Genomic DNA, 14,005 nt, shown 5'->3' with positions numbered 1-14,005 from the left:
CTTTATGTTAGAATATTCTGCACACAAAATATGAGAGGGAGGAGAACAATGACAAAGCCGGTTGATCTTGGTTACCGTATGTCGCTCATCGACTTATACGACTTGCGCATGCCGCAGCGCACCGGTACATACGTGCTTCATGAAGAAAACGTGGCGGTGATTGAAACGGGGCCGAGCCCATCGGTGCCGCATTTGCTTGCTGGGTTGAAAGCGCTTCAGATCGATCCGACCGATATTCGCTATATCATCGTTACCCATATTCATTTGGATCATGCGGGCGGTGTGGGGCTGTTGCTTGAGCATTGCCCGAACGCCACGGTTGTCGTTCATCCGAAAGGGAAGCGGCATTTGGCCGATCCGTCGCGTTTGATCGCTGGAGCGAAGGCGGTATACGGGGCGCAATTTGACGCCCTCTTTGATCCGATTGTTCCGGTTCCGGAAGAGAGACTGATCGTCAAAGAGGATGGGGAAACGCTTGTGCTGAGTGCGGAGCGGACGCTCACGTTTTACGATACGCCGGGACATGCGAACCACCATTTTTCGATTTATGATTCATACAGCGGCGGTGTGTTTACCGGCGATACGATCGGTGTTTTTTATCCGCAGCTGCAAGAGGCGGGGCTTGCGTTTTGCCTGCCGTCGACTTCGCCCAACCAGTTTGACCCTGAAGCGATGGAACGATCGGCCGAGCGGCTCGAGAAGCTGAACCCGACGCGCATCTATTTCGGTCATTTTGGCGCGCTCGATCAACCAGGGGAGGCGTTCCGGCAGCTCCGTTTTTGGCTGCCGAAGTTTGTTGCGGCCGGAAACGAAGCGATCGCCCGCCATCCTGAGGCGCCGGTGGCCGAACAGGCGAAAGCGGCCGCGCAACGGTTGCGTCATGACATCATCGCGTTTCTGAACGAACACGGCGTCCCGTCCTCTTCGCCAGCCTATGCCGCGATTGAGCTCGACTTGCAAGTGTGTGCGATGGGGATCATCGATTATTGGAAAAAGAAGCAGCAATAGCTGATTCCGTTCTGCTTGGCCGAGTGGCCAAGCTTTTTTTGTAAACAGGAGATTAGGTATTGTCCGCCTTATTTGTGTATGATAAAAGATAACGAAAAACAATGAAAGGATGGTTGCATGCGACCTAGACCTGGCATTGTGGCGCTTGTGATCGCTGTTGCCGCGCTATCTGCGGTGCTTTGGCTCGGCGGTCTCGCCCTGGCGGTGCAAGACCAGTTTTTTACGGCCGCGAAGCCGCCGGTCGAGCAAAAGCAGCCGCCAGCCAACGAAATAAAGGAGCGCGATGAGGAGATTGACATTGTCGCTTTAGGCGACTCGTTGACGCGGGGAACGGGCGATGAAAGCGGCAAAGGGTATGTCGGCTATATGGTCGATGATCTTCGAAAACAGTCGGATGCATCGATTCGCGTCACGAACTTGGCGATTCGCGGCCTGCGCTCCGATGGCTTGCTTCGCCAGCTCGGCCAGCCTGAGATTCAGCGGCAAATCGCCATGGCCGATCTGATTGTGATGACGATCGGCGGCAATGATCTGTTTCGGGGCGGAGAAGCGCTTGAGTTGAATATGAAAGAGCTGAATGCGGCGAAACGGCAGTATGTCGCGAACCTTGACCGCATTTTTGCCATGCTCCGGCGCCTGAACAGCGGAGCGGTCATTTTTGCGATCGGCTTGTACAATCCGTTCAGCGATTTAGATGATGCCAAACGAACGTCAGCCGTCGTCCGAGACTGGAACTTTGCCTCGGCAGAAGTGGCAGCCCGTTATCCGAACATCGTCGCGGTGCCGACGTTTGATTTATTTGCTTTGCATGTCAACGACTATTTGTACAGCGACCATTTCCATCCAAACAAAGAGGGGTACAAGCGGATCGGAGAGCGCGTCGCTTCACTCATTACGCTGACGGAGGAGAATGGTCGATGACGAAACAGGTGACGTTAGCAGTCAACGAACTGCGGAAAACGATTCGCGGCAAAGAAATTATTCAAGGCATTTCGTTTGAATTGCACGAAGGGGAAGTGTTCGGCTTTTTAGGGCCGAACGGGGCGGGCAAAACGACAACGATCCGCATGCTTGTCGGGCTCATTCGGCCGACATCCGGGACGGTGGTGATCGGCGGATATGACCTTCACCGCCAGTTTACCGAGGCGATCCGCCAAATCGGCTGCATCGTCGAAAATCCGGAAATGTACCCGTACTTAACGGGGTGGGAAAACCTCGAACATTTCGCCCGCATGATGCCCGAAGTCGGCGCGGAGCGGATCATGGAAGTGGCGAGGCTCGTCGGGCTTGAGCAGCGCATTCACGACCGGGTGAACACGTATTCGCTCGGCATGCGGCAGCGGCTCGGCATCGCCCAGGCGCTGCTCGGGAAACCGAGGGTGCTGATTTTGGATGAGCCGACCAACGGCCTTGATCCGGCCGGCATCCGCGAAATGCGCGCCTTTATTCGCTTTTTGGCAAAAACGGAAGGGCTGAGCGTTCTCGTGTCATCGCACTTGTTAAGCGAAATTCAGCTCATGTGCGACCGCGTTGCCATTATGGCAAAAGGGCGGCTGCTGGCCGTCGATACGGTCGAGCGGCTGTTAAACGAACAGGCGCGCGTTGTTTGGAAAGCCACTCCGGCTGACAAGGCGCGGGCACTGCTCGCTGAAGAAACGGAAGTGCTGCGGGCGGACGAGGAGGAGATTGTTACGCCGTATGAGCCAGCCAAGCTCGCTGACTGGAACGCTAAGCTCGTCCACGCCGGGGTGGCGGTCGCTGAGATTGAACCGCGGCTGCCGACGCTCGAAGATTTGTTTATCGAGCTGACAGGGGGCGAAACGATTGAGTAAGCTCGTGTACAATGAAATGCTGAAAATTGTCCGAAAAAAGCGGCTATGGGTGATCGCCGCCATCGTGGCGGTGCTCGTCGCCTTATTTACATACGCCCAATACCGGGAGGCGGAGGAGCTGAAAAAGCGGCTTGGCACGACCGACTGGCGGACGCAGCTGCAGCAGCAAATCGTCGACTTGCAAAACCGCCTCCAGTCGCCGAGCATGTCCGAGGAGTGGCGCAAATATTTGCAAATCCGCCTAAAGCAGCAACAATATTACCTAGAGCATGACATTAACCCGTCTGCTCCCGGTGCCCCGACGTTTATGCGCATTTTTATCGAAAACGCCATCGATTTGTTTTTGCCGCTGCTCGTGATGGTGGTGGCGGCTGATCTCGTCTCGTCGGAGGCGAGCGCCGGAACGATCAAGCTGCTTCTCGTCCGTCCGGTGAAACGGTGGAAAGTGCTGCTCAGCAAATATATCGCTCTATTGTTGTCTGTATCGTTTATTATGTTGACGGCCGCGGTGTTGTCGTATGTCATTTCCGGCCTTGTGTTCGGGTACGGCGGCTTTCATCTGCCGCTATTGACCGGATTTGTCCCTCAAGGGGAGGATCTCGATACAACGAACGTTCATATGATTCCGCAATGGAAGTACGTGCTTATTGAGCTCGGTCTAGCAGCGTTTGTCAGCGTTGTTGTCGGCACGTTGACGTTTATGCTTTCCGTACTCTTGCGCAGCACAGCCGCGGTGATGGGCATTATGCTGGCGGCGCTCATTTCCGGCGCCATTTTATCCAATATGGTGTCGTCATGGCATTCGGCGAAATATTTGTTTATGGTTAATTTGCGCCTTACCGACTATATTAAAGGAACGGCGCCGCCGGTGGAAGGGATGACGCTCGGCTTTTCGATGGCGGTGCTGGCCGTTTGGGGGCTTATCGCCCTCATCGTCGCTTTTGTTGTTTTTACGCGTCGGGATGTGTATTGAGAAGCAACAAACACCCGCGGGGGAATCCCCGCGGGTGTTTCAGCGAGCGTTCATGCGTCCGGATCTTCAGCGACTTCGCTTCCGTATGCGGGCGATTGTTTAGGAACCGCCGCCCTGATGCCGACCGCCGATGGGAAGCTGACATTTTTGTTTTGCGCCGCTGTCAGCGGCCGCCTGCCTTCTCATCCCGGATGCCGGCGAGGCCGAGCGCATGATGATCCCATAACAGCCGTTCGATCATTGGCCATTGCGTTTCATCACAGCGGATGAGGAGCACGATTTCCGCGCGCATGTTCGTTTGGCGGCGCGCTGTGTTTCGGTTGAGCCACCATTTCAACAACAGGCCGAACCCGATGCCGCCCACCGCCCCGATAATGCCCCAAATGATCGGCCCCCATGTTAACACATAGCCGTAAATCGAACCGAGCAGCATGAAACATGTTCCAAAAATCGCGGCTAAATCAAGGAAGCTGAAGCCGTCAGCACGGTGGATCGAATCGAGCAGCTGCGGTGGTTCTGTACGGCGATCAAGGGGAACAGCGAACAGATGGTGCGGGGCGATCCCTTTTTGGCGGAGGGCGGAAATCGCCAGCTCCACGAACAAATGATTTTCAAAAGTGGCGACGACAATCATGAAACAGCCTCCTAATCAAACCGGCCACGGGAATTGTTTCGGCTGGCAGCGGCGGCGCAAATAGTTGGATAACTCTTTTTCAAACAGTTTGTTGTACTCGACGGCTGAAACGTATGCATCGTAAAAGATGAATGAATAAATGGACGGCAAATACAACGCCCACTGCATATTTAAGGTGCGCACCGCCTCATCAAACCGGCCGGTCAGCGTATCAATAATCGCCTCCGGCAAGTGGGCCAAATAGGAAACGATGATCGTAAAGGCGAAAACGAACAAACCGGTGATCACTTTATGGACGTATAAATGACCAAGCCCTGGAGCGAGCACCGACCAGGCGAGCGCCAGCCATGGTTCGCGTTTGTCTAAGTAATTGATGTCCCAAACCCCTATGCGAATAGGAGGGATCGGCGCATCTTCCCGGTCAGCGAGCAAATACAGCTTATTCATATCGACCGAGCCGCGATAGCTGTCCCAAATGCCGTATACGTAGATCGCAACATAAAACATGAGCCATCGTTCATCGAGCACCGCTTTTGCCTTTTCAAAGTCACCAAGGAGCGAGTATAATATACCTGTGTTTACGTGCGCTTTTGTATTGATAAACAGCTCCCAAACGATTAAAATAAAAGCCGTGGCGTAACGGTGCTGCATTAAATTGCCGAACCCGGGAAACGAAAACGAGAAAAAGGCGACGACCAGCGGGTGGCGCAAATGGATATGGGTTGTGGTAAACTGCGACAAATGAGCCCGTTTGCGTCGCGCTGGTGGAATGAGTTTCACGAAACCGCCCCCTTTTCGATGTTGCCGCACGACTGCCGTGTCTTTAGTATAGGAAAAAAGGGGCGGTGGCTATGCAACAGGCAGCGGAAAAAGCAATGGATTTCCGTCTTGTGCGCAAAAAAAATCATAAAAAGCTATTGACTTTCTTAAGAGGTTCATATAAAATATAAATTGTCGCAAGGGGAAATAAATAACGGGAAGTAGCTCAGCTTGGTAGAGCACACGGTTCGGGTCCGTGAGGTCGCAGGTTCAAATCCTGTCTTCCCGATCACTATGGGGCCTTAGCTCAGCTGGGAGAGCGCCTGCCCCGCACGCAGGAGGTCATCGGTTCGAATCCGATAGGCTCCATTTTCATACGGAGGAATACCCAAGTCTGGCTGAAGGGGGCGGTTTCGAAAACCGCTAGGGGTGTCACAGCCCGCGGGGGTTCGAATCCCTCTTCCTCCGCCATCTTACATACGAACGTCAACCTGCCGATTGCCGGCAGGTTTTTTGTTTTTGTCAGCTTGGGCGGCGGCCGGCTGCTGAGCAGATGATTTGCCTATTTTTGGCGGAATCGGATACGATGGAGGAGAAGGGGACAGTTGGCGGCGGGCGGCTGTCCCCTCTCCCGGTTGTGTCCGGTATGGAAAAAAAGAGGAGGAGAGGTTATGGCTGTTCAACGCCACATTCGCCATATCAAGACGGTGCAAATCACCGCCCACAGCCCGATTCACCAAAGCGGTCCGGTGCTCGAGCCCGGGAATTGGCAAGAGTATGACCCGTTTTTGCTATTGATGGAGGACATTTTTCAGCGGGGCGCCTTTGATGTTCACCCGCACCGCGGCATTGAGACGGTCACGTACGTAATCAGCGGCGAACTCGAACACTTCGACAGCAAAGCCGGCCACGGCACGCTCGGGCCTGGGGATGTACAATGGATGACCGCCGGACGCGGCGTCGTCCATAAGGAAGATCCGGCGCCCGGTTCGACCGTGCACAGCCTTCAGCTATGGGTCAATTTGCCGAGCACGCATAAAATGATCGAGCCGCGCTACCAAAACTTGCGCGCCGAACATATGCCTGTACGGCAAGAAGAAGGGGTGACGATTCGCGTCTTTTCCGGCTCATCAAAAGGGGTGCAGGCGCCGACGAAAAATATCGTTCCGGTGACGATGGTCGAAATGACGGTTGAACCGGGAGTTACTGTCGCGCAAGACTTGCCGGGCCATTACAACGGTTTTCTGTATATTTTAGAAGGAAGCGGCACGTTTGGCGCTGACCACACGGAAGGAAAAGCCGGGCAAGTGTTGTGGCTAAGCCGCCACGACCGCGGCGAAGAAACGGAGCTGAACGTGACCGCCCGCGAAAAACTGCGCCTCCTTCTTTACGCCGGTGAGCCGGTAAACGAACCGGTCGTCGCCTATGGGCCGTTTGTCATGAACACGCCGGAACAAATCCGCGAAGCGATTCGTGACTACCAAGAAGGGCGTTTTGGACAGTAATGGCAGGAAAGAGCCGATCATTTTTTCGGCTCTTTCTTTTTTGTTATGATAATCATCGATGGCAAGCTATTCATTGTACAGGAGGGTGTGTACAAGATGAATCCCGTTATCGAAATGATTTTGCAGCACCGTTCGATCCGCCGCTTCGAAGATCGGCCGCTCACGGATGAACAAATTCGCACGATCGTTGAATGCGCCCAGGCGGCGTCGACCTCAAGCTACGTCCAAGCGTATTCGATCATTGGGGTGAAAGATCCGGAGAAAAAGCGAAAGCTTGCCGAACTGGCCGGGAATCAAGCCTATGTCGAGCATAACGGCCATTTCTTTGTCTTTTGCGCCGATTTTCACCGCCATGAACTCATCGGGGAGCTTGAAAGAAAAGACGTGATTCCGTCGCTTGAGAGCACGGAAAAGTTTATGGTGGCGCTCATCGACACGGCGCTTGCCGCGCAAAACGCCGCCATTGCCGCCGAGTCGATGGGGCTTGGCATTTGCTATATCGGCGGGCTGCGCAACCACTTGCCGGACGTATGTGCACTGTTGAAGGTGCCGAAACGGGTCATTCCGCTGTTTGGGCTTGCCGTCGGCTATCCTGCGCAAACGCCGGATCCAAAGCCGCGGTTGCCGTTAGATCACGTGTATCATGAGGATGAATACGATCAAGACCGCGGCCGGTTCATCGAGCAGTTGCAGCGGTATAATGAAACGGTGTCAGCTTACTACGAGCAGCGGACAAACGGCCGTCGCCGCGATACATGGACGGGGCAGATGGCCAACATGCTCAGCCGTCCGGTCCGGATGTATATGAAAGAATTTGTGGAGAGGAAAGGGTTTAATTTACAATAGCCTCGCTTCATGCGGAAGCGGGGTTTTTCGCTGTCTGCGCGCTTTAATCACAGAACTGCTAGCGGAAATAAACGGCGATTTATGTAAACATTATTTTGTCCACAACGAACGGCATGCACTGGTGATAGTTCGTACATTGTCTCTGCCTTTGGGGAAGTTGGTTTGCTATTCATTAAGATCGTTTGGTAATTGCCTGCTTACCGGATCGCCGAGCGAAAGGACGACACGTATGTAGTCGAGGATAAAGCCGCCCAGCAGCCTATTTCAAGAAGAGTTGAAAGAAAAACTTGTCGTATAAAAGTGGACATGTAATCGGGCGGTCAGACATATCGTTTGTAAATAAGAACGGTTACGCTTTAATACAATAAATCGATGTATATCGGCTCGTTTATGTTCCTAGACTTAGCCTGGGATGAAAAAATGTCTTAACCGTGGATGTCGGGGGGAGGGGAAGAGGAATGAGGCGCCTGTTTTCGTCGATGTTAGTTGATATGACGGGGATTGTGGTTATAGGGGTCGCAGCGTATTTGATCGTATTTAGCCAGTGGTTTGGGGCGTTATGGACGGCAGAGATTCCGGACTCGTTTCGACAGTTTGTGACTATTTTTTAAGTATGGTGATCGAAGCACTTCCGTTTATCCTCATTGGTGTTATTGTAGCAGGGGCGATTCAAATTTTTGTAACGGAGGAGCATATTCGGCGCTGGATTCCCGCCCATTCTTTTAAGGCTGTTGCGATGGGATGTGTGGTTGGGGCTCTTTTTCCGGCGTGTGAGTGTGGGATTGTTCCGATCGTGCGAAAGCTGGTTGGCAAAGGCGTGCCGTTAGGGGCGGCAGTGGGATTTCTCTTAACCGGTCCCCTGATTAATCCAATCGTCATCTTATCGACGTATATGGCGTTTGGAAACGATGCTATGATCGCGGGATGGCGAATGGGGCTTGGTTTTGCGGCCGCGCTGTTGATTGCGTGGAGCATCAGTCTGTTCTTTTCCTCGAATCAGCTGAGGCGACCTGTCTCCTTACCGGTACAAAGACGCAAACCACAAACTTCATTGTTCTATCGGTTCGAAGAAATGCTGAAACATTCCAAACAGCAAGTGTATAACGGTGGCTAGTATACGGAGGCAACTTGAGCGGAAATAACGGAGCTATATTCCTATGTCTGAAGTCGCAGAAAGTAATGGAGGATGTAGCACAAATCGATGCTGTTGTCCGCTTTGTGCAGGAGGTGGCCGATCAGTCGCATTGGCTGGGGTTGAATGCCGCCATTGAAGCGGCGCGAGCTGGAGAGCACGGCAGCGGCTTCGAGGTTGTGGCCAGTGAAATCCGTAAAATGGCAGCTGACAGCAAAAACGCGGCAGTTCAGATCAAAAAACAGCTTGAAAGCATTCAAAAGGCGGTTAAAGAGTTTGATGGTGCTATCCAGCATATTGCCGCATTTACTGAAGAACACTCCGCCAGTTTGCAAGAATTGAACGCGGCGTTTGGCCATATCGTCCAAACGACTAAAAAGCTGAGTCCCCTTGATTCGTAATACTTACGCCAACAGGGGAACGCACTTGACGTTTTCCTGTTGGACAAAAGTATAAAAAAGTATTGTACTTTTCAGAACATTCGAATATAATAGAGGTAACATACCAACCGGTTGGTATTTGTGGGAGTGGGATTTCGTTTCAAAGTGCAACGAAAACAGGGGGGACAATGATGTATTTGCGCTTAACCGATGAGCAGCGCATGGTTCAAAAGGCGATTCGCAAGTTTGTCGAAAAAGAATTGATGCCGCTAGAAAATGACGTCTTGCGCAATGAGCGGGAAGGGAAGCCGGGGCTTGCGCCGGAGAAATTAAAAGAGCTGCAATTAAAGGCGAAGGAAGCAGGTTTTTGGGGGATCAACACGCCGGAGGAATACGGGGGCGCGAATCTCGGCCATGTCATGCAGGCGATTGTGCTCATGGAGGTGGCAAAAACGCTCGTTCCGTTCCAGTTTGGCGGGTCGGCGGACAACATTTTGTATTACGCCAATGAAGAACAAAAGAAAAAATATTTAATCCCGACGATCAACGGCGAGAAAAAATCGTGCTTTGCCATGACCGAGCCGGGCGCAGGGTCGGATACGCGCAACATTAAAATGACGGCGGTCAAAGACGGGGACGAATGGGTGCTAAATGGGGAAAAAACGTTTATCACCGGGGGCAATGACGCTGATTTCGTTATGGTCATCGCCATTACCGACAAACGGCGGCATCAGGCGACAAACGGGCGCGAAGGGGTAACGTGCTTTATCGTCGACCGCGACATGGGCTGGCGCTCTGAGCCGATACATACGATGGGACCGTCAACACCGGCCAGCTTGATTTTTGAAAACGTGCGCGTGCCGGAAGAAAACATTTTAGGCGAGCTGCACCACGGCTACAAGCTCGGCCTTGAGTGGATCGGCTACGCCCGCTGGGTCGTCGGCGCCCGTGCGGTTGGAGCGGCGGAGCGGCTGTTGCAAATGGCGATCGATTACGCGAAAGAGCGCGTCACGTTCGGCAAGCCGATCGCGGAACGACAGGCGATTCAATGGATGATCGCTGATTCGGCAGTGGAAATTGAAGCGGCAAAATGGCTTGTGCTCAATGCGGCATTCACGCTCGACCAAGGGGAAGACAACCGCCATTTGGCCTCGATGGCGAAACTGTTTGGCGCGAATATGGGCAACCGCGTCGTTGACCGCGTCATGCAAATTCATGGCGGCATGGGCTATACGAAAGAGATGCCGATCGAGCGCTGGTATCGTGAGGCGAGGTTATGGCGCATTTACGATGGCACCGATGAAATTCAACGGCTGATTATCGCCCGCAACTTAATTAAAGGACACGTCAAGCTTGGGCAGTTTCTCTAAAAATGAAAGCGTTACCGAAAAGGGAGGAGAAAAAACATGAGCCAACGGTTTGCAGGAAGAGTGGCGTTTGTGACGGGGGGGAGCCGCGGCATCGGCAAGGCCATTGTTACCCGCTTTGCGGAAGAAGGGGCCAAAGTGGCGTTCATCGACTTAAACGCGGAGGCGCTTGAAGCAACAGCAGCCGAGCTGCGGGAAAACGGGTATGACGTTTACGCCAAAGTGGTGAGCGTCACTGACCGCGAACAAGTGGAAACGGCGATTCAAGAAGTGGTCGAACGGTTCGGCTCGCTCGATATTCTCGTCAACAATGCCGGCGTCATCCGCGACAACTTGCTGTTTAAAATGACGGACGACGACTGGCAAACGGTCATGGACGTTCATTTGAAAGGGGCATTTTATTGCGCCCGCGCCGCGCAAAAATATATGGTCGAAAAAGGATACGGCCGCATCATCAACGTTTCATCGACCTCGGCGCTCGGCAACCGCGGCCAGGCGAACTATTCGGCGGCGAAAGCCGGCATTCAAGGGTTTACGAAAACGTTGGCGATTGAGCTCGGCAAGTTCGGCATTACAACGAACGCCGTCGCGCCGGGATTCATTGAAACCGATATGACGAAAGCGACCGCCGAGCGGCTTGGCATTTCGTTTGAGCAGCTCATTCAGGCAAGCGTCGCCACCATCCCGGTCGGACGAAGCGGCCGCCCGGAAGATATCGCCAACGCGGTCGCATTTTTCGCCGACGAACAATCATCGTTCGTCAACGGCCAAGTGCTATATGTCGCCGGCGGCCCGAAATGCTGAAGGCGGAGGGAACGGGTCATGTATCAAAATGATATCGGAAAACGATCGGCGAAAGTGAAAAACGTTGTCGAGCGCGGAGCGGTGAGAAAATTCGCCGAAGCGATCGGCGACTTGAACCCGATTTATTGGGACGAAGAGACAGGGAAACGATCGCGCTACGGGCGTAACATCGCGCCGCCGACGTTCCCGCGCGTGTTTGACTACGGTGTGATCGAAGGGTTGAAATTGCCGGCAAAAGGACTGATCCACGGCGAGCAGCGCTTCCATTATAAGCGCCCGCTGTTTGTCGGCGAAGAGCTGTACTGCTATGCAGAGGTCAAAGACTATTACGAAAAACAAAGCAGCATGGGCCAGCTCGGCTTTTTAGTGATCGCCAACAACGGCGAAGACGCTGACGGGAATCTCTTATTTACCTCCACCTCGACGATCATTATCAATGAGGCGGTTAGAAAGGCGATGAGCGTATGACGACGATTCGCGAATGGCAAGTCGGGCAGTCGCTTCCCGAGGTGACGCTTCCGCCTGTATCCCGGCTTGACTTAATCAAATATGCCGGAGCGTCGGGCGACTACAACCCGATTCATACGATCGACGACGAAGCGAAAAAAGCCGGCCTGCCGGGGATTATCGCCCACGGCATGTGGACGATGGGCAACTTGGCGAAGCTGTTCACCCCGTATTACGAGGAAGGGTTTGTCCAAGATTATTTCGTCCGTTTTCAATCAATGGTGTTTTTAAACGATGTCGTCACGTTAAAAGCAACGGTCAAAGAAAAGGATGACAAAGCGATCCGGTTTATGGTCGCCGCCGTCAACCAGCACGGCAAGGAAGTCATCAAAGGCGAAGCGGTCTTTTCGCTGTATGAGTAAAGGGCTCTTCCGCCCAAGGAGCAAGCGGGGGATGATCGTCCTCCCCCGCTTCAAAAGGCGCGCAAGTTGCGTCCGGTTGAAAAAAGATAAGGAGGAGTGACAATGAAACGGGATGCCGTCATTGTATCCGCCGTAAGAACGGCCATCGCCCGCCAAGGGGGCGCCTTGGCGACGTTGCCGGCGCACGTTTACGGAGCGGAAGTAATCAAAGAAGCGATGCGGAGGGCCAACATCGGTCCGGAGCTTGTTGATGATGTCATCATGGGCAATGTCTTAAGCGGCGGCGGCAACATTGCCCGGCTGACGGCGCTTAAGACGGGGCTGTCGCTTGAGTTGACCGGGCTGACCGTCGACCGTCAATGCGGTTCAGGCATTAACGCCGTCAATTTAGCGGCGCAAGCCATTTGGGCCGGCGATGGGGACGTCTATATCGCCGGCGGAGTGGAAAGCATGAGCCGTGCGCCGTATTTGATGGACCGCCCGGAAAAACCGTACAGCTCGACGCCGCCAAGCTTCCGCAAATCGCAGTTGTCGCCAAAAGAGATTGGCGATCCGCCGATGGGCATCACGGCAGAAAATTTAGTGAAAAAATACGGCATCAGCCGCGAAGAACAAGACGCCTTCGCTTTGCGCAGCCAGCAGCGCATGGCGCGCGCTATGCAAGAAGGGCGGTTTGCCGAACAAATCGTGCCGATTACCGTCCCGGTGAAAAAAGGGGAGCCGTTTGTCTTTGACACAGATGAACACCCGCGCCCGAACACGACGATGGAAGCGCTCGCGAAACTGCCGCCGGCGTTTTTAGAAGGCGGCACGGTGACAGCGGGGAATAGTTCAGGGCTCAATGACGCCGCTGCAGCACTCGTTGTCATGTCGCGGGAAAAAGCGGAGCAGCTCGGCTTGACGCCGCTTGCCGTCATCCGCGCCCATGCGGTCGCCGGGGTCGATCCGAACATTATGGGCATCGGTCCGGTGCCGGCGACGAGAAAGGTGCTTGAAAAAGCTGGACTGACGCTTGATGAGATGGACATCATCGAAATCAATGAAGCGTTTGCCGCACAAGTGATCGCCTGTGACCGCGAACTTGAGATGAACCCGGAAAAAGTGAACGTCAATGGCGGCGCCATCGCCCACGGCCATCCGCTCGGCGCGACGGGCGCGATTTTGATTACGAAAGCCGTGTATGAACTAAAGCGCCGCGGCGGGACATACGCCCTCATTACGGCGTGCATCGGCGGCGGCCAAGGAATCGCGACGATCATTGAACGAGTTTGAGCGCATGGAGACAATCGATGATGAAAGAAAAACTGATGGAAGCCGGCATTGAGCTGTTTGAACGCAAAGGGTTTAAAGAAACGTCCGTACAGGAAATCGTTGAAGCGGTCGGCGCAACAAAAGGAGCGTTCTATTACTATTACAAAAGCAAAGAAGAACTGCTGCGCGATATATGCATCTCCTATATCGAGGATTTGCTTGACCAGCAGACACGCCTGTTGCAGGAGCCGGAGAAGAGCTGCACAGAAAAGTTGCATGCGATCGTTTATATGGTGATTCGCAACATTCGCACGCGGAAGAAAAGCGCCCGCATTTTCTTCCGCGAGATGCGGCACTTGGCCGATGACCATTTGGAGGAAATCCTCGGGAAGCGGCGGGCGTTCCGCAAGCAGTATGAACAGCTCATTCAAGAAGGGGTCGCCTGCGGCGAATTTAAGCCGTCGCTTCATGCGGAAATGATCACGTTCGGCCTGCTTGGCATCACGAATTGGAGCTATTACTGGTTTCAACCGGGCAAAGGCGTTTCGGAAGAGGAATTAACCGACATTTACGTCGACTTAATTTTAAACGGCATTCGGGCGGAGGAACGGCCAAAAGAGTAGACTCCATCGAACCGTTAGGGCG

General features: G+C 53.7%; 16 protein-coding genes and 3 tRNA genes. 17 read left to right on the top strand and 2 right to left on the bottom strand.

Annotation, left to right across the window (positions count from 1 at the left end; translation table 11 throughout):
* Window positions 1-48 precede the first annotated feature (48 nt).
* The 4 genes from GS3922_RS08380 to GS3922_RS08365 all read left to right on the top strand — a co-directional run bounded on the left by GS3922_RS08380 (window position 49) and on the right by GS3922_RS08365 (window position 3,813).
* A complete protein-coding gene (locus GS3922_RS08380) occupies window positions 49-1,008 on the top strand; it encodes an MBL fold metallo-hydrolase (RefSeq protein WP_063165965.1) in 960 nt (319 codons plus the stop codon).
* A 117-nt stretch (window positions 1,009-1,125) separates the two neighbouring features.
* Window positions 1,126-1,929 (top strand): SGNH/GDSL hydrolase family protein, encoded by an 804-nt coding sequence (locus GS3922_RS08375; RefSeq protein WP_063165964.1) that lies wholly within the window; start codon window positions 1,126-1,128, stop codon window positions 1,927-1,929.
* Entirely contained in the window at window positions 1,926-2,840 is a 915-nt protein-coding gene (locus GS3922_RS08370) for an ABC transporter ATP-binding protein (protein WP_063165963.1), read from the top strand. The genes GS3922_RS08375 and GS3922_RS08370 overlap by 4 nt, the downstream gene beginning before the upstream one ends.
* Window positions 2,833-3,813, top strand: a complete 981-nt coding sequence (locus GS3922_RS08365; protein WP_063165962.1) for an ABC transporter permease — start codon at window positions 2,833-2,835, stop codon at window positions 3,811-3,813. Before GS3922_RS08370 ends, GS3922_RS08365 begins: the two co-directional genes overlap by 8 nt.
* 163 nt (window positions 3,814-3,976) lie before the next feature.
* On the opposite strand, the gene GS3922_RS08360 is transcribed toward GS3922_RS08365, so the two are convergent.
* Window positions 3,977-4,447: a hypothetical protein gene (locus tag GS3922_RS08360; RefSeq protein ID WP_063165961.1), complete on the bottom strand. Its 471-nt coding sequence runs from the start codon at window positions 4,445-4,447 to the stop codon at window positions 3,977-3,979.
* Between the two features lie 15 nt (window positions 4,448-4,462).
* Entirely contained in the window at window positions 4,463-5,227 is a 765-nt protein-coding gene (locus tag GS3922_RS08355) for a hypothetical protein (RefSeq protein ID WP_063165960.1), read from the bottom strand.
* A gap of 194 nt (window positions 5,228-5,421) precedes the next feature.
* On the opposite strand from GS3922_RS08355, the gene GS3922_RS08350 reads away from it, so the two are divergent.
* The 13 genes from GS3922_RS08350 to GS3922_RS08290 all read left to right on the top strand — a co-directional run bounded on the left by GS3922_RS08350 (window position 5,422) and on the right by GS3922_RS08290 (window position 13,983).
* Window positions 5,422-5,495: transfer RNA gene (locus tag GS3922_RS08350), tRNA-Pro, on the top strand.
* Between the two features lie 7 nt (window positions 5,496-5,502).
* Window positions 5,503-5,575: transfer RNA gene (locus GS3922_RS08345), tRNA-Ala, on the top strand.
* Between the two features lie 9 nt (window positions 5,576-5,584).
* Window positions 5,585-5,677 (top strand) — tRNA-Ser (locus GS3922_RS08340).
* A 200-nt stretch (window positions 5,678-5,877) separates the two neighbouring features.
* Window positions 5,878-6,711, top strand: a complete 834-nt coding sequence (locus GS3922_RS08335) for a pirin family protein (RefSeq protein WP_063165959.1) — start codon at window positions 5,878-5,880, stop codon at window positions 6,709-6,711.
* Between the two features lie 96 nt (window positions 6,712-6,807).
* Window positions 6,808-7,557, top strand: a complete 750-nt coding sequence (nfsA, locus tag GS3922_RS08330) for an oxygen-insensitive NADPH nitroreductase (RefSeq protein WP_063165958.1) — start codon at window positions 6,808-6,810, stop codon at window positions 7,555-7,557.
* 559 nt (window positions 7,558-8,116) lie between these two features.
* Entirely contained in the window at window positions 8,117-8,671 is a 555-nt protein-coding gene (locus GS3922_RS08325; RefSeq protein ID WP_318825733.1) for a permease, read from the top strand.
* A gap of 65 nt (window positions 8,672-8,736) precedes the next feature.
* Window positions 8,737-9,090 carry a methyl-accepting chemotaxis protein gene (locus tag GS3922_RS08320; protein WP_063857367.1) on the top strand — a complete coding sequence of 118 codons (354 nt, stop codon included), beginning with the start codon at window positions 8,737-8,739 and terminating at the stop codon, window positions 9,088-9,090.
* 170 nt (window positions 9,091-9,260) lie between these two features.
* Window positions 9,261-10,439 (top strand): acyl-CoA dehydrogenase family protein, encoded by a 1,179-nt coding sequence (locus GS3922_RS08315; protein ID WP_063165955.1) that lies wholly within the window; start codon window positions 9,261-9,263, stop codon window positions 10,437-10,439.
* Window positions 10,440-10,475: 36 nt separating this feature from the next.
* Window positions 10,476-11,240, top strand: coding sequence for a 3-oxoacyl-ACP reductase FabG (gene fabG, locus GS3922_RS08310; RefSeq protein ID WP_063165954.1), 765 nt, complete (start codon window positions 10,476-10,478; stop codon window positions 11,238-11,240).
* Window positions 11,241-11,258: 18 nt separating this feature from the next.
* On the top strand, window positions 11,259-11,708 hold the full coding sequence (locus tag GS3922_RS08305) for a MaoC family dehydratase N-terminal domain-containing protein (protein ID WP_063165953.1): 450 nt from the start codon (window positions 11,259-11,261) through the stop codon (window positions 11,706-11,708).
* On the top strand, window positions 11,705-12,109 hold the full coding sequence (locus GS3922_RS08300; protein WP_063165952.1) for a MaoC family dehydratase: 405 nt from the start codon (window positions 11,705-11,707) through the stop codon (window positions 12,107-12,109). Before GS3922_RS08305 ends, GS3922_RS08300 begins: the two co-directional genes overlap by 4 nt.
* Window positions 12,110-12,211: 102 nt before the next feature.
* On the top strand, window positions 12,212-13,381 hold the full coding sequence (locus tag GS3922_RS08295) for a thiolase family protein (protein WP_063165951.1): 1,170 nt from the start codon (window positions 12,212-12,214) through the stop codon (window positions 13,379-13,381).
* 20 nt (window positions 13,382-13,401) lie between these two features.
* Window positions 13,402-13,983, top strand: coding sequence for a TetR/AcrR family transcriptional regulator (locus GS3922_RS08290; protein ID WP_063167355.1), 582 nt, complete (start codon window positions 13,402-13,404; stop codon window positions 13,981-13,983).
* Window positions 13,984-14,005 lie beyond the last annotated feature (22 nt).

The sequence above is a fragment of the Geobacillus subterraneus genome, from assembly GCF_001618685.1.
Classification (GTDB): domain Bacteria; phylum Bacillota; class Bacilli; order Bacillales; family Anoxybacillaceae; genus Geobacillus; species Geobacillus subterraneus.
The sequence above is the reverse complement of the archived record's forward strand: the minus strand, read 5'-3'. Positions and strand labels throughout refer to the sequence as shown.